A 20,684-nucleotide genomic window follows, 5' to 3' on the forward strand; every position below is an offset into this window, starting at 1 on the left:
AGTATCTTTTCCTACTTTTCGTAATCAATTTCATACTAATTACTTAAACAATTCTAGTGTTTAACCTTAGGTGTTACTATCTTACTTTTCGAAGTCTTGACAAATGAATAAATCATTTGCTCATTATTCAAGGGTTTACTAATAAAAACCATAAAAAAATGAGCGACAAATTTTTTAAATTTTCTCAAAAAAATCATTTTTTAGGTTAATAAATCAGTGAAAGAAAATCAATCTTGTATCAACAAAATAAATCGTATCTCGTTGATTTCTAGGATGTAAAATTACTTATTATTTTTTATAACTAATGTTAAAAAATGTTATTTTTTGAGCAAAAAGCCTAATTGTTAACATTACTGCAATTTGTTAACCGCTATATAAACCAAAATCAGTGGGTGAAAATCTAAAAAATGGCTTATTTTTACACTATAAATTTTTAAAATAAAACAAACAGAAATGGATTGGATTACTGCCAGAGAATTTGAAGATATAACTTATAAAAAATGTAACGGAGTTGCTAGAATTGCTTTTAACAGACCAAATGTTAGAAATGCATTCAGACCTAAAACAACTTCAGAATTATACCAAGCTTTTTACGATGCACAGGAAGATACTTCGATTGGAGTAGTATTACTTTCTGCTGAAGGACCGTCGACAAAAGACGGAGTTTATTCATTTTGCAGCGGCGGTGATCAAAATGCACGCGGACATCAAGGTTATGTAGGCGAAGATGGTCAGCACCGTTTAAATATCCTAGAAGTACAACGTTTAATTCGTTTTATGCCAAAAGTGGTTATTGCAGTTGTTCCAGGCTGGGCAGTTGGCGGCGGACACAGTTTACATGTGGTTTGCGACATGACTTTGGCTAGTAAAGAACATGCTATTTTTAAACAAACTGATGCTGATGTTACCAGTTTCGACGGCGGATACGGATCTGCTTATCTGGCTAAAATGGTTGGACAGAAAAAAGCGAGAGAGATTTTCTTTTTAGGAAGAAACTATTCTGCCCAAGAAGCAATGGATATGGGAATGGTAAACGCTGTAATTCCTCATGATGAACTTGAAGCTACGGCTTATGAATGGGCTCAGGAAATTCTTCAAAAATCGCCAACATCTATCAAAATGCTGAAATTCGCTATGAACTTAACGGATGACGGAATGGTAGGACAACAGGTTTTTGCAGGAGAAGCAACTCGTTTAGCTTATATGACTGAAGAAGCAAAAGAGGGAAGAAACGCTTTCTTAGAAAAAAGAAAACCAAACTTTGGCGAAAATAAATGGTTACCGTAAGCTTAGGTTAAAAAATCGTTTCAAGTTCCAAGTTTCAAGTTCAAAGCGCGAAACCTGAAACTTGAAACCTGAAACTAAAAAAAACTAAAAATAAAATAATGAAACATTGGATTGAAGCGGCTAGACTGCGCACATTACCTTTATCGGTTTCTGGAATTATAGTTGGGAGTATTTATGCACTTTCAAACCCAACAGAAACTATCAATACACCAACTGACGTTTTTAGCTGGAAAATCTTTGGCTTTGCTCTTTTAACCACTTTGGGCTTACAGGTTTTATCCAATTTTGCAAATGATTACGGAGATGGTGTAAAAGGTACTGATAATGCTGATCGAGTAGGGCCGCAGCGTGCCATTCAGAGCGGAGTTATTACGCCTCAAGCGATGAAAAAGGCAATAATAATTACTTCGCTGTTAACTTTATTATCTGCCATTATCTTAATTTATTTTGCTTTTGGAGAATCAAATTTTGGTTATTCAATATTCTTTCTGCTTTTAGGAATTGCTGCAATTGTTTCAGCAATTCGTTATACAGTTGGTAATTCTGCTTACGGTTATAAAGGATTTGGTGATGTATTTGTTTTCATCTTTTTTGGACTTGTAAGTACATTGGGTGTTAACTTTCTGTATTCAAAAGAAGTTGATCCGCTTTTAATTCTTCCGGCAATTTCTATCGGTTTATTAAGCGTAGGTGTTTTAAACCTGAATAATATGCGTGATGAAGAATCTGATCGAAAATCAGGAAAAAATACAATCGTAGTTCAAATTGGCGGAGCAAAAGCAAAAATCTATCATTTCTCATTGATTATTACGGCAATGATTTTAGTTGTAGTTTTTGCCTTTTTAAGCAATTATAACTTTGATCAATATTTGTTTTTATTAGCTTATATTCCTTTAACTAAACATTTAATTACGGTTTATAAAAATCAAAACCCTAAGCTTTTAGATCCCGAATTAAAAAAACTAGCACTAAGCACATTTTTACTTTCTATATTATTAACAGTATGTATGATTTCATTGATTTCAGATATAATTGTTAACCTATTTTTAGGCGGAAGATAAAATTAAGTTCAACTATAAAACACTCATAAAATGAAAATCACTTTTTACGGACATGCTTCTTTAGGAATTGAAGTAGGAGGAAAGCACATTATTGTTGATCCATTTATTACAGGAAATCCGCAAGCTTCACACATCAATATCAACAGCTTAAAAGCAGACTATATTTTATTAACGCACGCTCACGGCGATCATGTTCTTGATGTTGAAAGTATTGCAAAACGAACTAATGCAGTCATTGTTTCAAATGCTGAAATTGCAGGTTATTATGCAAAAAATGGTCTTAATTCACATCCAATGAATCATGGCGGAAGCTGGAATTTTGATTTTGGAAAAGTAAAATATGTCAATGCAATTCACTCAAGTTCTTTCCCTGATGGTACTTACGGAGGAAATCCTGGCGGATTTGTAATCGAAGGAGAACATAAAAACATTTATATAGCTGGAGATACTGCACTTACTTACGACATGAAATTGATTCCGCTAAGAACTAAGCTTGATCTTGCTATTCTTCCAATCGGAAATAATTTTACAATGGATGTTGAAGATGCAATTATTGCTTCTGATTTTGTAGAATGCGATAAAATTCTAGGCTATCATTTTGATACTTTTGGCTATATCGAAATTAATCACGAAGAATCAATTCGTAAATTCTTTGATAAAGGAAAAGATTTAATGCTTTTAGAAATTGGCGCCTCAATTGAGCTATAACAGCACTTATTAAAATATGAGTGATACTAAATTTACGTGCGAATGCTGTGGCGAAGAGCACGAAAGCTGGCCCGCAATAACTTATAACGCCCCAAATAGCTACAGTAATCTATCTTCTCAGGAAAAGAAAGATATTGCTGTAATTGATGAAGATTTTTGCGTTATAAAACATTCCGATCAAGTAGATCGATTCATTAGATGTGTTCTAGTTCAAAAAGTTAATGATCATTGTGAAGATTTAGAATACGGTTTCTGGGTCTCATTAAGCGAAAAAAGTTTTGGAAACTACTTAGAAAATTTTGATGATCAAAAGGAAGAAAACCAGTATTTTGGCTGGCTTTCGAATTATATTCCACAATATGAATTTTCAAACAGTATTCCAACAACAGTTGTAACAAAAACTGGAAACGAAAGACCAGAAATATTTCCTCATAAAGATTTTGATCATCCTTTTGTAAAAGATTATTACGAAGGAATCACAAAAGCTGAAGCCGAAAAAAGAATAAACGCGATACTTAAAAAATAGGCTTGAAATTTGTATGAGATCTTTAACTAAATTTTCTAAAATGAATTTAAAAAAAATAGCTCTATTTATTTTAATTATAGCTTCATCTAACGTTTTTGCACAAAAAGACGGCTATTGGGATAAAGAAAGAGCTACAACTAAAGAACTTATTGTTTCTGCCGGAGACAGAGTAACTTTTAAAATTGAAGATTTGCCTCTTGGCACGACTGAAATTGTATACAGAATCACTCTTTTAGACGAAAACCAGCAAATGGCAAATAGTTTAGTTTCGGTACTAAAAGCAATTCCTGATCCCTATGGAATTGGTCAGGGATCTGCAGGAGCCGTTTTTTTGATGTCAAAAATTTCTGGAGATGATACTTGTACCTATGCCTTGTTTACTTCAAATGACGATGCAAAAAAATATATTATAGACGGTAAGACTGATAAAGCTTGTTACGCACAAACAGAACCGTTGAGCAAAGACGCCAAACGTTTATCTGTAGATAAATCGTCTTGTTTAAGCCAAAATTCAAATACAATTTGGTTTGCATTTCAGAGTAAAAACTGGTTTTTAAATCAAAAAGTGGTATTAGAAGTAGTTCCGTGGGTTAATACCGTTCTTAGTCGTGGTTGGGATAAAGACAATAAAAACGAAATTATCAGCTTATGTAAAACATCTACATTAGCACAAAAAATGGCAAATTCTGATGATTTTTGCGTTTGTATTCTAAACAAAATCATCAAACAATATCGTTATACAGAATTTCAGAAGTTATTAGCAGTTGAAAAAACCAAAGCATACAAAGATTTTGGAAACGCTTGTTATAAAGATGAAGATATTTCTAAAAATGTTTACAGCGATTTAAGAAAGCAGGCTTCTTTATTGATAAAACAGCAAAAATATAACGAAGCAATTCCTAAGTTAAATTCGATCATTAACGACGGAAAAGCCACTGCTTTAGATTACAGTTCTATTGGTTATTGTTTTATTTTAACTAAGCAATATGGAAAAGCGCTGAAATTTTTAAAAGAAGGTGAAAAGCTTGATGATACTGAATTGTTAGTTAAACTAAATCTCGCTCATGTTTATTTGATAAGCGATGATTACAGTGAAGCCAAAGCAATTTACAAAAAATACCAAACTCAAAATGTAACTGATAGTGTAAGCTGGAAAGAAAAAACAAAACAAGATTTTACTGTTTTTCAAAAAGCGGGTCTGCCATCAAAAGATTTTGAGAAAGTTTTAAAACTATACAATTAAAATCTCACCATATAAGTAATATAAGATATCTAAGTTTACTAACTAAGCCTAGTTTTTTAATGAACTTTTCTATCTTATATGGTTTAAAAAGAAAATGAAAGCGACTTACCATAAATACATGCTCGAGTTTAAACGCCCGTCTGGGACATCTCGCGGCATTATGACCGAAAAAGAAACCTGGTTTATCGTTCTAGAAGATAATAACAGGAAAGGAATAGGAGAATGCGGAATTCTTCGAGGCTTAAGCGCTGATGATCGCGATGATTATGAGGAAAAACTTAAATGGACTTGTGAAAATATTCATTTAGGAGAAACTGCACTTTGGGAAGCTTTGTTAGAGTTTCCTTCGATACAATTTGGAGTAGAAATGGCTTTTTTATCATTAAAAAGCGAAAATCCATATTTACTTTTTCCTTCAAACTTTACGTCGCATTCTAAATCAATACCTATAAATGGCTTAGTTTGGATGGGTGAAGCTTCATTTATGAAACAACAAATTGAAGAGAAATTAGCGGATGGTTTTAATTGTATCAAACTTAAAATTGGTGCTATAGATTTTCAAAAAGAGTTAGAATTACTTGAGTTTATCCGAAGTCATTTTTCGGCAGAACAAATCGAAATTAGAGTCGATGCAAATGGTGCTTTTTCTTTAAATGAAGCTTTAGATAAACTTAACCAACTTAATACATTTCAGCTTCATAGTATTGAACAGCCTATAAAAAAAGGAAATAGTACCGCAATGGCAGATTTATGTAATGCAACACCTTTTCCGATTGCTTTAGACGAAGAATTGATAGGTGTTTTTTCATTACAAGAAAAAGAAGAATTACTGCAAAAAATTAAACCGCAATACATTATTTTAAAACCAAGTTTTGTCGGCGGTTTTAGAGGAACACAAGAATGGATCACTTTAGCCGAAAAGTATAATATTGGCTGGTGGATTACTTCGGCATTAGAAAGTAATATTGGCTTAAATGCAATTGCTCAATGGACTTTTCTTTTAAATTCTAAAATGCCTCAAGGATTAGGAACCGGAGCACTTTACACCAACAATTTTGATTGTCCGCTTGAAGTAAAACAAGGACAGCTATGGTATAATATAGAAAAAAACTGGCTGGGAGCCAGTTTTTAGGTACAAAGGATCAGAGTTGCAAAGGTTCAAAGGTTTTTACTTTGCACTTCTAAACCTTTGAATCTTTGCAACTTTTTTTTACTCTTTTCCTCCACGTAAATTATCCTGCCAGTCTTTCAATTCCTGCCATTTACCTTGATAGGCTAATAAAGCTTGTTTAGCCCAAGTACTTGGATTGTGAATAGCATAATTTTCTCCGCCGGCATCTAGAATAGACTGCGATTTTTCTGTAGATGTTTCTGATAATTGATGCCAAGTTGATATTCCTGCTGCATGATATAGAGCTTCAATTTTAGGGCCTATTCCTTCAACAACTTTCAAATCATTTTCTTTTATTTTTTTACCAAAAACTGTGGCTGCCAGAGCTGCATCAAATACGATTGCGGCAGGTGTAGATACAAACGACTGCGCCGTAGACGCAGTATTTTTTGCTTTTGCAGCTAAATCTGCTTCTAATGCTGCAATTTTTGCATTTAAGCTTTTAGTATTTGCTTTGCAGGCATCTAAATCGGCTTGTAAAGATGCAGACAGTGAATCATCGCCTTTAGAATTCATTTTCCCTAGTAAGTAACCTAAAATTCCACAGATTAACCCCACTAAAATCGGTATTAAGATACATGGTATATTCATAATCGTATATTTTAATTAGTTATTTAATTGTAATTACAGTTCTTCTGTTATTTGCTTTACCTTCTGCAGTAGTATTTTCTCCAATTGGTTCATCAGGACCTTTTGACTGCGTTTCAATTCGTGTAGTCTCAATACCGTTTTTTACCAAATAGTTTTTAGAGAAATCGGCTCGTTTTTGTCCAAGTACAACATTCGAATCACGATTTCCTACATTGTCGCTGTGCCCAACAACCAATACAACAGCTTCTTTAACATGATCCATGTATTTGGCAATATCTGCCACTTTTTGCTTCTCGTCGGCACTTAAATCTTCACTAGATTTATTGGTGCTGAAATGAAGAACTAAAGCGTCACCATTAATTTTATTCTTTAAAATAACCCATTCATCAGTCGATACCGCTGGGGTATCAGCGCTCTCAAAATTATACTCAACAGGACCAAGAAGTGTATCAGAGCTCATTTTCCATTGATCGATAATTTTGCCTTTTGTATCAAAATTAGAAGCTGCTAATCCTTTAGAAACAAAATAGTTCTTAACTTCATTTGCCCTTGCTAAACCAAGATTCTCAAAAGCTGTGGTGTTCTTTTCATCAGAGGTGGCATAACCAGTAATCGTAATTTTTTGCTGTGGATTTTTAATTAAAAACCCTTTAAGATTTTCAATTCCTATAGCTACCGAATCATGAACAGGCATGATTACTGCAGCATTGTTTTTAAGGAACTTAAGATTGCCGTGTGTGCGATAATCAATTCCAGAACCGCTTAGAACAAAAGGAACAAAATTAGTGTCCTGAGCCACAACAACGCTTACTGTTTCAGTAGTAACGTCAGCTGTTTTCGTACAACAATTGCAACAGAATTTCAGGTATAAAAAAGTCCCCAAAATAATTGTTATTGCAATGCCCAATAGATAAAGTGCTTTTTTAGACATAGTAATGAAGTTAAGGTTTTATCAAATTTAGGAAAAATAAAAACACGTAACCTACTAACAATCAATCAACATGGTTGCATTTTCCACTTTTATTTGAATTTGATTCGTGAACAAATAAAAAGAGGTTTTATAAATGTAAATTCTCAAACTTAATTTAATTAAGTAACTTTGAGTAAAATTAATTTAGAAACAAAATGCTCGAAATAGAAAGAAAGTTTCTTGTAAAATCAAATGATTTTAAAGAACAAGCTTTTACTCATAATAAAATTGCCCAAGGCTATTTAAGCTCAATTCCCGAAAGAACTGTTAGAGTTAGAATTAAAGGCGAAAAAGCCTTTTTAACCATTAAAGGAATTGGTCAGCATGGCGGTATGTCGCGTTTTGAATGGGAAAATGAAATTCCGATTGACGAAGCGATAGAACTTTTAAAATTATGCGAAAAAGGCAAAATAGAAAAAATACGTTACGAGGTAAAACTTGGAAATCATATTTTTGAAGTTGATGAATTTTACGGCGAAAATGAAGGTTTAATAATGGCCGAAGTGGAACTGAAATCTGAAACAGAAACTTTTGAAAAACCAGAATGGCTAGGGGAAGAAGTAACAGATGACAAAAGATATTACAATGCTTATTTAAGTAAACATCCTTTTAAAAGCTGGGAAAAAGAATAATTTATGACGGATCAATATGATGTAATTATTGTGGGAGGCGGGCCAATAGGACTTGCCTGTGCAATTGAAGCTCAAAAGAACAATTTAAAATATTTAATAATTGAAAAAGGCGCTATTGTAAACAGTATTTTCAATTATCCGCTGTACATGACCTTTTTCTCTACTGCCGAAAGGTTAGAAATTGGCGACATTCCGTTTAATTGTCTTGCTCCAAAGCCCGGCAGACAGGAAGCTTTAGAATATTATCGAAATATTCATCGCTACTTTAAATTCAATATCAATTTATTTGAAAAAGTTACCGAAGTCAAAAAAATCGAAAATTCGACTTTTGTAGTTTCTACAGATAAAAAATTATACAAAGCAAAGAATGTAATTATTGCAACTGGCTTTTATGATATTCCAATTCAAATGAATGTAATAGGAGAGGAATTGCCTAAAGTACGTCATTATTACAAAGAAGCACACGAATATGCTTTTCGCAAAGTTTTAGTCGTTGGTGCCAATAACTCTTCTGTCGATGCCGCTTTAGAATGCTGGCGAAAAGGCGCTGATGTTACAATGGTTATTCGTAAAAACGAAATTAACAATAGAGTAAAATATTGGGTAAAACCCGATATTGAAAACCGAATTGCTGAGGGTAGTATTAAGGCTTATTTTGAATCTAACATTACGAAAATAAAAGGTAACGAAGTTGAAATTGAAACTCCAAACGGAAAAGTTACGATTGAAAATGATTTTGTTCTGGCTTTAACAGGCTATAAACCAGATTTAACTTTTCTAGAAAAAATGGGAATTGAACTCTCAAATGATGAACTTAAAATTCCTGTTTACAACGCCGAAACAATGGAAACAAATGTAAAAGGTTTATTCCTGGCTGGTGTTGTCTGCGGCGGAATGCAGACACACAAATGGTTTATCGAAAATTCAAGAATCCATGCTAATATGATTATGGATTATATTGTTTCGAAATAGTTTTTTTAGCCACAAATTTCACGAATTAGCACGAATTAGATTTTGTGAGTTCAAAAAAAATTAGTGTAATTAGTGAAATTTGTGGCTAAAAATAAAACTTAAGAACTGCAAGAAAGCATTGAACAACCAACTTTAGATCGTGCCCAATCTGGTCGTTTTGCAAACCATTTTTGATATTCAGGCTGCTCGTCGTAAGGTTTTTGCAAGAGCGTATAAAACTCATTTACCAACGAATAATCTTCTTTGTCTGCCGCATCAATGGCTAATTGTGCCATATAATTGCGAAGCACATATTTGGGATTAATGGAGTTCATTTTTTGCGAACGCTCCTGATCTGATAAACTTTCAGCTTTTACTCTTTCCAGGTATTGTGAAAACCATTTTTTCCAAGCTTCTAGAATTTCTCCTGAAACTTCTTCTATTTTATAAAACGAAAATTCAATTTTCTCAATTGCTTTTTCAACTGAATCTGATTTTTCAACAGTACTTAAATTTCTAAAAAAGATAGTCATATCCGTTTCTGTTAATTGTAAATTAGCTTCTAATTCATCAATTAGAGTATTATCAGTTTCACTTGAAGTAAATAATCCTAATTTACTTAAAAACATTACTTTGTAATCTTTAATAAAATCATCCATAAATGATTCTAAGATTTTTTCTAATTGCTCTGTTTCGTTTATTAATGGATAAATTGCATTAGCCAATTGGTATAAATTCCACTGTGCAATTTGAGGCTGATTTCCAAATCTGTATCTTCTGTATTGACTGTCGGTAGTGTTTGGTGTCCAGTTTGGATCGTAGTTTTCTAACCAGCCATATGGACCATAATCGATCGTAATTCCATGAATCGACATATTATCCGTATTCATTACGCCATGCACAAAACCCACACGCTGCCAATGCAGAATCATTTCGCGAGTAGAGTCGGCCACTTTTTTAAAGAATGCTAAATACTGTTCTTTTGGCTCGCCGGTAATTTCAGGAAAGTAATGTTTGATATTGTACTCTACAAATTGTTTCAAATTCTTAAGCTCATTTCTAGCTGTAAGCATTTCAAAACTCCCAAAACGGATAAAAGATGGAGCAACTCGACAAACAATTGCGCCTTTTTCGTAAGCCGGATTTCCATTATACAAAACATCTCTCAACACTTGATCACCAGAAAGCATTAAAGAAAGCGATCGAGTAGTGGGTACGCCTAAATAATGCATCGCTTCGGCGCATAAATACTCTCTAATAGAAGAACGTAAAACCGCCAAACCATCAGCCGTTCTAGAATACGGCGTTTTTCCAGCTCCTTTTAACTGAAGCATAAAAAACTTACCATTGTTTTCAACTTCTGTTAAATTAATAGCACGACCGTCGCCTAATTGCCCTGCCCAATTTCCAAACTGATGTCCAGCATAACTCATTGCAAACGGACGTGTTCCTGAAAGGATTTCTTTTCCTGAGAAAACATTCAAAAAAGTCTCAGAATGAATTTCGTCTTTTGAAATACCAACTAATTCTGCCACTTCCTCAGAAGCATGAATTAATTTTGGATTCGATGGTTTTGTTGGATCTACATACGAGAATACAGTATTCTTAACCTGACGCACTTCATTTGTAGTTTCAGGATCCGCAGGCAATTCCGCAGTAAATCGATTATTTATTTTTAAATTTTTCATTTGAGTTTTTATGTTTTGCCTCAGATTACACAGATTAAAAGGATTTTAAATCTATGTAGATTCTAATATTTTACACACATAAAAGAGAAATCCTTTTAATCTGTGTAATCTGTGGCTGGAAAAAAATATCAGCCAATTAATTTATCAGCATACATTTTTTAAGTTTTTGAACTTTTGGATCGATTACAAACTGGCAATAGCCGGCTTCTTGATTGTTGTTGTAATAGTTTTGATGATAATCTTCGGCTTCATAAAAGACTTCGAAAGGTTTTAACTGCGTTACAATTGGATCTGCGTAAACAGACTGTACTTCTTGAAACACTTTTTCAGCAATTTCTTTTTGTTCGTCGTTGTGATACAAAACAATCGAGCGATATTGTGTACCGCTGTCACCGCCTTGGCGATTTAAAGTTGTTGGATCATGACTCGTCATAAACACAGTTATCAAATCATGATATGAAATTATGTCAGGATTAAAGGTTACCTGAATCACTTCTGCGTGACCAGTGCGTCCCGTGCAAACTTCGCGATATGCAGGATTTTTTATAAAACCATCTGAATATCCCGATTTTATTGTTTCAACTCCTTTTAAACGCTGAATTACAGCTTCTACACACCAAAAACATCCACCACCAAAAGTGGCTGTTGATAAATTTTCCATAAATGTAAATAGTTTAAAGTTTACATGCCCTATTAATCCGATAGAATATTATGATAATTTATCTAAAAAATAGCTTTTTAACTAAAGATATTAAAAGTTTACTCACTGTTTGAAGTTTATAATTGATAAATTCTCAATTCTATAAAAAAACAATATATTTGCATTCAAACACAGGCACACTAATGAATACCAAAAATAATACCATCAGTCTAGAAACCTACTTTCAGGACTTTAGACAACATATTGTTGGCATAGATCAGGAATTTATGTCACCTTTTGGCAAAAAAAATATTGTTTATACAGATTGGACTGCCAGCGGAAGGCTTTACAGACCAATTGAAGAAAAACTTTTAAATCAATTTGGCCCTTTTGTAGCCAACACACATACTGAAACCACTGTATCTGGTACTGCCATGACTAAGGCTTATCATCATGCAAGACATATTATCAAACGTCATACAAACGCTAATAGCGATGATGTTTTGATTACGGACGGAACTGGTATGACGGGTGTTATTAATAAGTTTCAGCGTATTTTAGGTTTAAAAATTCCTGAAAATCTAAAAAGCTTTACAACAGTTCCTGCCGAGAAAAAACCTATTGTTTTTATTTCGCATATGGAGCATCATTCTAATCAAACTTCTTGGTTAGAAACTATTGCTGATGTTGAAATTATTCCGTCTTGCGAAAAAGGACTTTTTAGTTTGGATAATCTAGAGGTGTTGTTACAAAAATACAGCGACAGAACAATAAAAATTGCTTCGATTACTTCATGTTCGAATGTTACGGGTTTAAAAACACCTTTTCATGAAGCTGCCAAATTAATGCACCAATACAATGGTGTTTGCTTTGTCGATTTTGCGTGTTCAGGACCTTATGTAGAAATTGATATGCATCCGGCAGATGAAGAAGCGTATTTAGATGCCATCTTCTTTTCTCCGCATAAATTCTTAGGAGGACCTGGTACTTCTGGTGTTCTTATTTTTAATAAAAAATTATACAACAATATGATTCCCGATTGTCCGGGCGGTGGAACTGTAAGCTGGACAAATCCTTGGGGAGAGCATAAATATATTGATAATATTGAGGATCGTGAAGATGGCGGAACTCCAGGATTTCTTCAGGTTATTAAAACAGCTTTGGCAATTGAGTTAAAGGAAGAAATGGGAATTGAAAACATTTTACAGCGTGAGCATGAAATTGTTGATTATGTTTTTAGTCAATTAGAGCCTGTTGATAATATTAAAATTCTAGCGGGACAGCATAAAAATAGATTAGGAGTTGTTTCGTTTTTTATTGAAAACCTTCATTTTAATTTGGGTGTAAAAATACTAAATGACCGATTTGGAGTTCAAACTAGAGGAGGATGCAGCTGTGCAGGAACTTACGGGCATTTTTTACTGCATGTTGATCAAGAAACTTCAAATAAGCTGGTTAACGAAATTACAATTGGAGATTTAATCAAAAAACCGGGTTGGATTAGAATGTCAATTCATCCAACAACGACTGATGAAGAAATTGCTTTTGTTTGCGAAAGCATTAAAGAGTTAGCTAAAAACCACAAAGAATGGGCTTTAGACTATTCTTACAATAAAGATACAAATGAGTTTGTTCATAAAAATGCAACTTCTTTTGAAGATGAATTGGTTGAAGGCTGGTTTAAATCTTAAGAATTAATCTACTACAAGTTTCTTTCAACTTTACGCGAAAAACTTTGAAATACTAAAAACCCGATAGACTTTAAAAATCTATCGGGTTTCTTATTTAAATTGTTTACAGAATTACATAATCAAACGTACGCCGCCAAGATCAGAAACTCTATAAGAAAATTTATTACCTGGTGAACCAATAAACATGAAATTCTTAGGGATTTTCCACTTTTGAGATAATTCATCTATAATTTCTGGACCAAAAACGCCTTGAATTTCAAGATATTCAATATCAATATCATCATAAGCTCGATCTAAAACTTCGAGATCTTTTATTAAAGCTTCATTGTTTACAGAATCACTTTTAACATGTACGATTTTCAGTTTTTTGGTGGTTTCGTTGCCTTGAACATATTGCAAGACTTTATTTAAAATCGCAATATCATCACCCTTAGTGAAAAACACAAACTCTTGAGAGTTGATCTGAACACTCATTTTTTGTAAATATCGATTACTTAAAATCACCATTTTTCGTAATGGCTGATAAAAATATTCTAAAGCTTCAATTAAAAGTTTAATGAGTATAACTCGATTCAGCATTATTCCGATAAACAATAATGACGGAACCATGTATTTTAGAAAAGTATAGAATGCATTAATGTTTAGCTCCATATTGCCTATAAAAGCAATAATAACAAAAATTATCGCAGTTACAACCGCTATACCGCGAGCTCGAACAGGCCTTGGAAGTTTACTGCGTTTAAATTTAAGAAGCAGATTTCCTATTCCAAACAATGCCATTACCGCCAAAAACGAAAATGTATAAACTCCTGCTAAAGATTCTAAATGTCCGTTTGTAGCAAAAAGAACGGATATGCAAAGAATTAAAAAACTTATTGCAATACGATAATGTGATCCTCTTTTATTCTGCTTTAGAAAATAATTTGGCAGAATTCGATCTAAGGTCATTCGGTTTAAAAGTCCCGAAACACCAACAAATGAAGTTAATACAGCACCACAAAGTACTAAAACGGCATCAATAGAAATTAACCACGCAAGCCAAGAACCGCCGGTTGTTTGCCCTAAAAAAGCCAGTAACGATTCTTTGTTTTCGCCAACTTGTGTTAACGGAATTACTCCAATAATTAGAATTGCAATAACGGGATTAAAAAAGCTGACAATCGCCCACATATTACGGAGTGTTTTAGGAAATACTCCAGCTTCCTGCTCTTCGACAAAATTAGCAGAACTCTCAAATCCTGAAATTCCGAGCATTGCTGCCGAAAAACCTAAAAATAGAGCTGTTTTTAAATTACCAAACGCAATAGGAGCCTGCCAATTCAGATGAAAAACATCTAAACCATTCATGGCAATATATAAAAGCGACGCTAAAACGAGTAAACTTAAAGTGGTTAAATGGGTTACGAATATAATTACTGCCACAAAAGCAGATTCTCCGATTCCTAAAATAGCCAGAAAGGTAAAAAGAATTAAAACGACAACGGTAGCAATTGTAACATTAACACCCTCAAAAATTCCATGTAAATAATGCATTCCTTCTGAAGCAGAAATTACAGCGGTTGCCATATAGGATAAAACGGTAAGAGTTGCTGCCAGCGACGCGAGCTTTTTGGTAGATGTATTTAGTAATACATTGTAAGCGCCGCCATTTAAGGGAATTGCGCCAACAACTTCGCCATAAATTTTTCTAAAAAGATACAAAACTACGGCCACAATCAGCAATGAAATCCATGCGTATTGTCCTGCGTATAAAATGGTTAATGCTGATACATACAAGCAGGAAGAACTAATATCATTTCCGCATATTGCTGTAGCTTGTAATTGATTTAATCTCTTGTGTATAATTTCTTTCATTTTTAATAGAATTGAAAACAATTGACTTAAAAAATAATGAAGGGCAAAGTATTAGACTTTTGCAAGAGGCGTATAAATGCAGAGAACTACATCAGTTTTGGTACAAAAGAAAAAATTAAGTTAGGAAAATTATTTGGATTCCTCAAATTTATTAAGTGACAGCAAAGCTTGCTGCTGAATTTTTTTCTGAAAAAAGCCAGTCCATCCAAGTAAATAACCAGTAAGTCCGAAAGCTTGTTTTGACCATTTCCAAACATCAAAATCGTCAATATGTTTAATAATTAAGCCGTCTTGAAATATAAATTCAGCCCTAATTTTATTGACTACCTTACGATTTGTTTTGCTAAAGTTGTAGGTAGCAACCCATTTTGCAGAACCCGAAAAATCATCGGCTTTTACATCTGAAAATTCAATTTTGATGTTTCCTTTGCTTTTAAGTAACAGCATTTTCCACATTTTAGAAACCTGCTCATCTTTCAATAAACCAAATGCAGGATCAATAAAATGTACTTTTGGATGATAGCATTCAGACATTGTTTGAGCATCTGAATTAGCAAATGCGGTATAGAACTTTGTTATTACAGCTTCGTTAGGAGTCATATTAAATTGTAATTAGATTATAAATATAAGATTTATTCTAATAATCTAATATTTACAAAGCACTTATTTCTTTTGCTGTATCGTAACTCTTCTTAGATTTATCGTAAGCCGTTGAGAAATAATTCATTTTGTTATGCGCTGTAAAATATCCGTTTTCATTACCAAAAGCATTAGAACCTCCAGTTATAATAAAACGAACAGCATAAATATCATTTTTCTTCAGTTTTGCAAATTCGGCTGGAGTAAAATAATAATAGGCAGCTATTTTACCATCTACAGTTTCCTTAACGTTTTTATCTACACAAGCAATAACATCAGCATTTGCCAGATCGACATATAAACCGCCAGAAATTTTTGCTTTATCATTTGATGGTAAAATGGTAATTTTTAAAACGCCGCCTTTATCTGTTTTTGCAATTTGAATATCAGCTTCTCCTGTAAAAGCATATTTCTCGCAGATAAACGTATACGTTTTTGTTGCAGAAAGAGGAGCAGCGCCTTTAATACTCATAGTTTGCTGAGCATTTACAATAGTTGAGAATAACAGTAATAAAAACAGGGGCATTTTTAAATTCATAATTTTGCTTTATTGTTCGGTTAATTTTGCGTCAAACTTCTCGTCCCAATCCATTGACTTTATTGCTGAAACTAAATTATCATTGTTTACAAATACACGAAGTTCTTTGTTTGCAACCTTTTTAGTATACAAGGCGTGATAACGGTAAATTACTTCTTGCTTGGTTTTATAAACGCCATCTAATTTCAAATCAATAAAACTCCCGTAATACTGTCTAAACCTTGTACACGTTTTAGTCAATCGTTCTTCAGTTGTGTTTTCTCTCACAGACTGTGTCACTTCGGTTTCATTAAAAGGCTTGAATTTTGATGTGTTGCAAGTTTCTAATACTCTTTTGCCTAATTCATAAGCTTTTCGTTGCTGTTGTGAGTTAATCTCGGCACTTGAAACTTTTTTTATCTTTAAATCTTCAGTATCTCGACTTATCGTTTTCGTTTTACATCCAATTAATAACAACAAACATATAATCAATCCTGCTTTCTTCATAATCATTTAAGTAATTTTTAATAATAAGTTAGGGTCAGGACAGTTTTCAATATAAAAATTCAAATCATTTGTATTGCATACTCCCGGATAATCGCCCCAGTAATCTCCCAAATTTCGTATAATTTGAAAATGAACATGAGGAGCATAATCTCCGTTAATAGATGAATTTCCTAAAGATGCAATTTGCTCGCCTTTTGTAAAAACCGCCCCAACAGTAAGGTTTTCTATACTTTCTAACGATAAATGTCCGTATAAAGTATAAAATGTTTCATTTTCAATTTCATGCTCTAAAATAATAGTTGGACCATAATCGCCTAAACCCACATTATTTTTAAAACTGTGAACTTTTCCATCAAGAGGCGCCAAAACAGAAGTACCTTCTTTTGTCCATAGATCCAGTCCAATATGAATATTTCGTTCTGGAATTGAATCATTTCTAAAAATCGAACTGCGTTTGTACAAAGTGCGGCCTTCAATATATCCGCCATAAGCCACTTCGGCATTATTCCTTTTTAAATAATCAGTAATAAAGCGTTCAAAATCAGCCGCACTTTCGGGCTTACTTTCAACCAATTCGGTATTTGTTGACGATAAATCAAGCGGAAGATATTTTGAAGAATCAATAACATCATCAATTACTTTAGCAGGCGGCAAGGTTTTTAGAATAGAAATAAGGGTCTTCATGAATATTCGATTTTAGGGCAATTTCTCAATTATTATTATTTCATTGTGCACTTCTATACGAGGCAGCATTTTTACTGTAAATGATTCAGCGTTTATTTCGGCTTTGTATTTTCTATTACGAACATTATGTGCTTCATCAAGAATCATTGTGTTAAATAAAATGAAGCCTTTATCTTTTAATAAAAAACAAACTCTCTCACTGAAAAACTTTTCAAACAAAAAGTTTGGCATATTAGTATCCTCAAAAATATCGATTATAATCAAGTCATATTTATCTTTTGTTTTTAAAACAAACTCAAAAGCATCATCTATTACAATTTCAAGCTGCTTAATTTGATTGAGATTAAAATATTCATTGGCAATCTGAATCATATCTGAATCGATCTCGACACCAGTAATTTTTCCTTTGTATTCTATTTCGTCAACAAGAGTTTTAATTACACTTCCGCCGGCAACTCCCAGAACCAGAATATGATCCATTTTTAAAACTTTATCATATCCTATATTTCTAAGACCGTATCGTAATATTCGCTGTAAGCTTCCATAAGAATAATTTGTATTTTCAGAATCGATTACCAATTCTCCGTTTGTCCAGGTAACTTCGATTATTTTACTTCTTGCTGACTTTTTTTTGAATATATTTATAGGTATAAGATAACTGAACAGTTTTTGAATCATTTTATAATGGTTTTACTCAAAAATACCATTTTAAATCTTTTATTTTGTAGCAAAAATTAAATTTTAATGAAGAAACAATTATACAATTTTATCTTTTGCAAGCTAATGGGCTGGAAAATAACAGGGTTGAAGAACGCTGAAGTAAAAAAATGTATATTGATGGTTATGCCTCATACTAGTAATCACGATTTTTATATTGGGCTTTTTACCCGAGGAATCTCTGGCTTACAAATGAATTGGGTAGGAAAAAAGGAATTGTTTAGATTTCCTTTTGGATACTACTTTAAGAATGTTGGCGGAGAACCTATTGATCGCACAGGCGGATTAAATAAGGTCGATTCTATTGCAGCGATTTTTGATCGTAAAGAAATCTTTCGTTTGGCTGTTGCTCCAGAAGGAACCAGAAAAGGGGTTACCGAAATTAAAAGCGGTTTTTACTACATTGCTCTTAAAGCAAATGTTCCTATTGTTCCGGTCGCTTTTGATTGGGGAAAGAAAATAGTTGACCTAGGGAAAGCTTTTTTTCCAACTGGAAATTACGAAGCTGATCTCGAAATCTTAAAACAACACTATAAAGGCGTTTTAGGGAAAATTCCTGAAAATGGAATTCAAATCTAAATTTCCGATATTTTTTTAATTGCGTGAGAATCGCTTAAATCAAAAATAATTTTGAAATTTTTCAAATACGCGAAAATTTCAAATTTAAGGTGTATACACTTTAAAAGTTCCATTTTTATAGAAAAAGACTATTTTTTCTATTTCATCTTCCTGAACATTTAAAGTAGAGTTTTTGTTTAACTCTATTTTTTTTGTCTGAGGATTTTCCGCTTTATATTCAATTTGAGAAAATAAATCCTCACCAGCAAAATTTTCATTCGAAGGAGCAGGGGAGTTTATAATTTTATTTTCTACAAAATTCTCTGCTTTTGAAATTGCATCTCCATCGTCTGATTTTGGAAAATTTCCTTTCCCATTTAAAATCCAGTATAAATCTACATCTGGAAAAACATCCAAAATTTTCATGACAAAATCTAAACTTGGTTTGTTTCTTCCAGAGAGCAGGTGAGACATACTTGATCGCTGCACACCAATTTTATCTGCAAATGAGGAAGCATTTAAACCATAATAATCCAGTATACTCTCCAGTCTTTTTACAAAATCATCTATGTTTACCATTGTAAATTACAGTTTAAAATTAACTTGTTTACAAATGTAATTAAATTGATTTGATTTAGCAATTTTACAACTGTAAATACTTAAATAAACAACTTTATAATAACATAGATACTTTAAATAAAACATCATAACGTATTGAAAACAAGTAATTATATTAGTTAAATTAACTTTTGTAATTTTCAATCCAATATTCAACTTAAAAAGACCGTAAAGCTTTGAAATATCTGTTTACAATTCTAAATTTTATTACTTTTTACGAATTTACAATTGTAAAAATAAAGATGTTTACTTTTGTAAACTAATCAAAAGACAATGAATTTAGAAGAATTATTCATCCAAAATAAAGAAGAATCTATTTCAGGACGTTACCTGACATTAGATCATATCAAGCCGCTTTTAGAAAAATTAAACACCAATAATCAAGTTAAAATTATTGGTAAATCTGTTTTAGGAGAACCTATATATAGTTATGAAATAGGAACAGGAAAAACTCGTATTTACTTGTGGTCACAAATGCACGGTAACGAAAGCACAACAACCAAAGCGCTTTTTGATTTCATAAATGTTCTAAACAACAAATCTGAGTTTGCTGAGAAATTACTTAATACTTTTACGTTCTATAGTATTCCAATTCTAAATCCTGATGGAGCACGTCTTTATACACGTGAAAACGCCAATAAAGTAGATCTAAATAGAGATTCACAAAATCTAACACAGCCAGAAAGTAACGTTTTACGAGAAGTTTTTGAAGCTTTCAAACCAGATTACTGCTTTAACCTGCACGATCAACGCACTATCTTTGGTGTGGCTGATACAGGAAAACCTGCAACCGTCTCTTTTTTAGCACCTTCTTATAATGAAGAGCGCGAAATAAATGATAATAGATTAAAAGCAATCAACTTAATTGCCGGTATTAATGACGAATTACAAAAACATATTCCAGGTCAAATAGGCCGATTTGATGATTCGTTTAATATAAATTGTATTGGCGATACGTTTCAGTTTTTAGGAGTGCCGACTATTTTATTTGAGGCGGGACATTTTGCGGGAGATTATGAGCGCGAAATCACTAGAAAGTTCATATTTTTCTCACTTATTCAGAGTTTTAAACTGCTTAGCGAAAACGATTTAGTTTACAATAGAATTAATGATTATTTGAATATTTCACAAAATAAACCTGTTTTTTATGATTTTATGTATAAAAACATCAAAATAAATTATGATGGTATCGAAATTATTACGAATTTTGTCGCACAATACAAAGAAGAATTGATTGAAAATAAGATTCATTTTAATGCCTACATAGTTGAAGCAGGCGATTTGGAAAATTATTTTGGACATTACGAATATGATGGAAATGGTGCTGTTTATTCTGATGACTATAGTGGTTTTCCGAAATTGAATCAAAAAGCAGATTTTTATTTAAATAAAAATATTAAATTTGTTAACGGGTTGATAAAAAGTTAATTT

Annotated in this window: 22 protein-coding genes; 11 read left to right on the forward strand and 11 right to left on the reverse strand. The window is 32.7% G+C overall.

Translation table 11 applies throughout. The features are described from left to right. Nucleotides 1-453: 453 nt before the first annotated feature. The 6 genes from BOW55_RS17705 (at nt 454) to BOW55_RS17730 (ending at nt 5,957) form a co-directional block, all read left to right on the forward strand. Nucleotides 454-1,287: a 1,4-dihydroxy-2-naphthoyl-CoA synthase gene (locus tag BOW55_RS17705; protein WP_017498510.1), complete on the forward strand. Its 834-nt coding sequence runs from the start codon at nt 454-456 to the stop codon at nt 1,285-1,287. A gap of 98 nt (nt 1,288-1,385) precedes the next feature. Further along, a complete protein-coding gene (gene menA, locus BOW55_RS17710; protein ID WP_129025439.1) occupies nt 1,386-2,348 on the forward strand; it encodes a 1,4-dihydroxy-2-naphthoate octaprenyltransferase in 963 nt (320 codons plus the stop codon). Nucleotides 2,349-2,378: 30 nt separating this feature from the next. Further along, on the forward strand, nt 2,379-3,056 hold the full coding sequence (locus BOW55_RS17715) for a metal-dependent hydrolase (protein WP_129025441.1): 678 nt from the start codon (nt 2,379-2,381) through the stop codon (nt 3,054-3,056). 16 nt (nt 3,057-3,072) lie between these two features. Continuing rightward, nucleotides 3,073-3,582, forward strand: a complete 510-nt coding sequence (locus BOW55_RS17720) for a DUF2199 domain-containing protein (RefSeq protein WP_129025443.1) — start codon at nt 3,073-3,075, stop codon at nt 3,580-3,582. A 40-nt stretch (nt 3,583-3,622) separates the two neighbouring features. Next, a complete protein-coding gene (locus tag BOW55_RS17725) occupies nt 3,623-4,825 on the forward strand; it encodes a M48 family metallopeptidase (protein ID WP_129025445.1) in 1,203 nt (400 codons plus the stop codon). A 94-nt stretch (nt 4,826-4,919) separates the two neighbouring features. Beyond that, nucleotides 4,920-5,957 carry an o-succinylbenzoate synthase gene (locus BOW55_RS17730; protein ID WP_129025447.1) on the forward strand — a complete coding sequence of 346 codons (1,038 nt, stop codon included), beginning with the start codon at nt 4,920-4,922 and terminating at the stop codon, nt 5,955-5,957. A 78-nt stretch (nt 5,958-6,035) separates the two neighbouring features. Here BOW55_RS17730 and BOW55_RS17735 read toward each other — a convergent pair whose 3' ends face one another. Next, nucleotides 6,036-6,587 (reverse strand): hypothetical protein, encoded by a 552-nt coding sequence (locus tag BOW55_RS17735; protein WP_129025449.1) that lies wholly within the window; start codon nt 6,585-6,587, stop codon nt 6,036-6,038. 19 nt (nt 6,588-6,606) lie between these two features. Continuing rightward, nucleotides 6,607-7,518, reverse strand: a complete 912-nt coding sequence (locus tag BOW55_RS17740; RefSeq protein WP_129025451.1) for an OmpA family protein — start codon at nt 7,516-7,518, stop codon at nt 6,607-6,609. 194 nt (nt 7,519-7,712) lie between these two features. On the opposite strand from BOW55_RS17740, the gene BOW55_RS17745 reads away from it, so the two are divergent. Both BOW55_RS17745 and BOW55_RS17750 read left to right on the forward strand, forming a co-directional pair. Then, nucleotides 7,713-8,189, forward strand: coding sequence for a CYTH domain-containing protein (locus BOW55_RS17745; protein ID WP_129025453.1), 477 nt, complete (start codon nt 7,713-7,715; stop codon nt 8,187-8,189). A 3-nt stretch (nt 8,190-8,192) separates the two neighbouring features. Further along, nucleotides 8,193-9,161 carry a YpdA family putative bacillithiol disulfide reductase gene (locus BOW55_RS17750; protein WP_129025455.1) on the forward strand — a complete coding sequence of 323 codons (969 nt, stop codon included), beginning with the start codon at nt 8,193-8,195 and terminating at the stop codon, nt 9,159-9,161. Between the two features lie 98 nt (nt 9,162-9,259). On the opposite strand, the gene BOW55_RS17755 is transcribed toward BOW55_RS17750, so the two are convergent. Further along, entirely contained in the window at nt 9,260-10,828 is a 1,569-nt protein-coding gene (locus tag BOW55_RS17755; RefSeq protein WP_129025457.1) for a YdiU family protein, read from the reverse strand. A 136-nt stretch (nt 10,829-10,964) separates the two neighbouring features. Continuing rightward, nucleotides 10,965-11,489, reverse strand: a complete 525-nt coding sequence (gene msrA, locus BOW55_RS17760; protein WP_129025459.1) for a peptide-methionine (S)-S-oxide reductase MsrA — start codon at nt 11,487-11,489, stop codon at nt 10,965-10,967. 182 nt (nt 11,490-11,671) lie between these two features. Between msrA and BOW55_RS17765 the strand changes: the two genes are divergently transcribed. After that, complete coding sequence (locus BOW55_RS17765; RefSeq protein WP_129025461.1) at nt 11,672-13,159, forward strand: aminotransferase class V-fold PLP-dependent enzyme; 1,488 nt, start codon at nt 11,672-11,674, stop codon at nt 13,157-13,159. Between the two features lie 111 nt (nt 13,160-13,270). Here the strand turns inward: BOW55_RS17765 and BOW55_RS17770 are convergent, their stop codons facing one another. The 6 genes from BOW55_RS17770 to BOW55_RS17795 form a co-directional block, all read right to left on the reverse strand. Then, the gene (locus tag BOW55_RS17770; RefSeq protein WP_129025463.1) at nt 13,271-15,013 is read right to left on the reverse strand and encodes an APC family permease; all 1,743 of its coding nucleotides are present in this window, start codon (nt 15,011-15,013) and stop codon (nt 13,271-13,273) included. A 129-nt stretch (nt 15,014-15,142) separates the two neighbouring features. Continuing rightward, nucleotides 15,143-15,613, reverse strand: a complete 471-nt coding sequence (locus BOW55_RS17775) for a nuclear transport factor 2 family protein (protein WP_089055705.1) — start codon at nt 15,611-15,613, stop codon at nt 15,143-15,145. Between the two features lie 52 nt (nt 15,614-15,665). Beyond that, the gene (locus BOW55_RS17780; RefSeq protein WP_241686605.1) at nt 15,666-16,178 is read right to left on the reverse strand and encodes a hypothetical protein; all 513 of its coding nucleotides are present in this window, start codon (nt 16,176-16,178) and stop codon (nt 15,666-15,668) included. 21 nt (nt 16,179-16,199) lie between these two features. Further along, nucleotides 16,200-16,676, reverse strand: coding sequence for a hypothetical protein (locus BOW55_RS17785; RefSeq protein ID WP_129025479.1), 477 nt, complete (start codon nt 16,674-16,676; stop codon nt 16,200-16,202). 6 nt (nt 16,677-16,682) lie between these two features. After that, entirely contained in the window at nt 16,683-17,360 is a 678-nt protein-coding gene (locus tag BOW55_RS17790) for a peptidoglycan DD-metalloendopeptidase family protein (protein ID WP_129025467.1), read from the reverse strand. 12 nt (nt 17,361-17,372) lie between these two features. Beyond that, entirely contained in the window at nt 17,373-18,038 is a 666-nt protein-coding gene (locus BOW55_RS17795; RefSeq protein ID WP_129025469.1) for a spermidine synthase, read from the reverse strand. 66 nt (nt 18,039-18,104) lie between these two features. On the opposite strand from BOW55_RS17795, the gene BOW55_RS17800 reads away from it, so the two are divergent. After that, a complete protein-coding gene (locus tag BOW55_RS17800; RefSeq protein ID WP_089055701.1) occupies nt 18,105-18,656 on the forward strand; it encodes a 1-acyl-sn-glycerol-3-phosphate acyltransferase in 552 nt (183 codons plus the stop codon). Between the two features lie 84 nt (nt 18,657-18,740). Here the strand turns inward: BOW55_RS17800 and BOW55_RS17805 are convergent, their stop codons facing one another. After that, complete coding sequence (locus BOW55_RS17805) at nt 18,741-19,214, reverse strand: helix-turn-helix transcriptional regulator (protein ID WP_129025471.1); 474 nt, start codon at nt 19,212-19,214, stop codon at nt 18,741-18,743. A gap of 312 nt (nt 19,215-19,526) precedes the next feature. Between BOW55_RS17805 and BOW55_RS17810 the strand changes: the two genes are divergently transcribed. Then, nucleotides 19,527-20,681 carry a M14 metallopeptidase family protein gene (locus BOW55_RS17810; protein WP_129025473.1) on the forward strand — a complete coding sequence of 385 codons (1,155 nt, stop codon included), beginning with the start codon at nt 19,527-19,529 and terminating at the stop codon, nt 20,679-20,681. The last annotated feature ends 3 nt before the right edge of the window (nt 20,682-20,684 follow it).

This window comes from Flavobacterium sp. YO12 (assembly GCF_004119495.1).
Taxonomy (GTDB): Bacteria; Bacteroidota; Bacteroidia; order Flavobacteriales; family Flavobacteriaceae; genus Flavobacterium.

Coding starts and splice junctions, on each gene's coding strand:
- BOW55_RS17705 (WP_017498510.1), top strand. CDS start 454: ATGGATTGGATTACTGCCAGAGAATTTGAAGATATAACTTATAAAAAA.
- menA (WP_129025439.1), top strand. CDS start 1,386: ATGAAACATTGGATTGAAGCGGCTAGACTGCGCACATTACCTTTATCG.
- BOW55_RS17715 (WP_129025441.1), top strand. CDS start 2,379: ATGAAAATCACTTTTTACGGACATGCTTCTTTAGGAATTGAAGTAGGA.
- BOW55_RS17720 (WP_129025443.1), top strand. CDS start 3,073: ATGAGTGATACTAAATTTACGTGCGAATGCTGTGGCGAAGAGCACGAA.
- BOW55_RS17725 (WP_129025445.1), top strand. CDS start 3,623: ATGAATTTAAAAAAAATAGCTCTATTTATTTTAATTATAGCTTCATCT.
- BOW55_RS17730 (WP_129025447.1), top strand. CDS start 4,920: ATGAAAGCGACTTACCATAAATACATGCTCGAGTTTAAACGCCCGTCT.
- BOW55_RS17735 (WP_129025449.1), bottom strand. CDS start 6,587: ATGAATATACCATGTATCTTAATACCGATTTTAGTGGGGTTAATCTGT.
- BOW55_RS17740 (WP_129025451.1), bottom strand. CDS start 7,518: ATGTCTAAAAAAGCACTTTATCTATTGGGCATTGCAATAACAATTATT.
- BOW55_RS17745 (WP_129025453.1), top strand. CDS start 7,713: ATGCTCGAAATAGAAAGAAAGTTTCTTGTAAAATCAAATGATTTTAAA.
- BOW55_RS17750 (WP_129025455.1), top strand. CDS start 8,193: ATGACGGATCAATATGATGTAATTATTGTGGGAGGCGGGCCAATAGGA.
- BOW55_RS17755 (WP_129025457.1), bottom strand. CDS start 10,828: ATGAAAAATTTAAAAATAAATAATCGATTTACTGCGGAATTGCCTGCG.
- msrA (WP_129025459.1), bottom strand. CDS start 11,489: ATGGAAAATTTATCAACAGCCACTTTTGGTGGTGGATGTTTTTGGTGT.
- BOW55_RS17765 (WP_129025461.1), top strand. CDS start 11,672: ATGAATACCAAAAATAATACCATCAGTCTAGAAACCTACTTTCAGGAC.
- BOW55_RS17770 (WP_129025463.1), bottom strand. CDS start 15,013: ATGAAAGAAATTATACACAAGAGATTAAATCAATTACAAGCTACAGCA.
- BOW55_RS17775 (WP_089055705.1), bottom strand. CDS start 15,613: ATGACTCCTAACGAAGCTGTAATAACAAAGTTCTATACCGCATTTGCT.
- BOW55_RS17780 (WP_241686605.1), bottom strand. CDS start 16,178: ATGCCCCTGTTTTTATTACTGTTATTCTCAACTATTGTAAATGCTCAG.
- BOW55_RS17785 (WP_129025479.1), bottom strand. CDS start 16,676: ATGAAGAAAGCAGGATTGATTATATGTTTGTTGTTATTAATTGGATGT.
- BOW55_RS17790 (WP_129025467.1), bottom strand. CDS start 17,360: ATGAAGACCCTTATTTCTATTCTAAAAACCTTGCCGCCTGCTAAAGTA.
- BOW55_RS17795 (WP_129025469.1), bottom strand. CDS start 18,038: ATGATTCAAAAACTGTTCAGTTATCTTATACCTATAAATATATTCAAA.
- BOW55_RS17800 (WP_089055701.1), top strand. CDS start 18,105: ATGAAGAAACAATTATACAATTTTATCTTTTGCAAGCTAATGGGCTGG.
- BOW55_RS17805 (WP_129025471.1), bottom strand. CDS start 19,214: ATGGTAAACATAGATGATTTTGTAAAAAGACTGGAGAGTATACTGGAT.
- BOW55_RS17810 (WP_129025473.1), top strand. CDS start 19,527: ATGAATTTAGAAGAATTATTCATCCAAAATAAAGAAGAATCTATTTCA.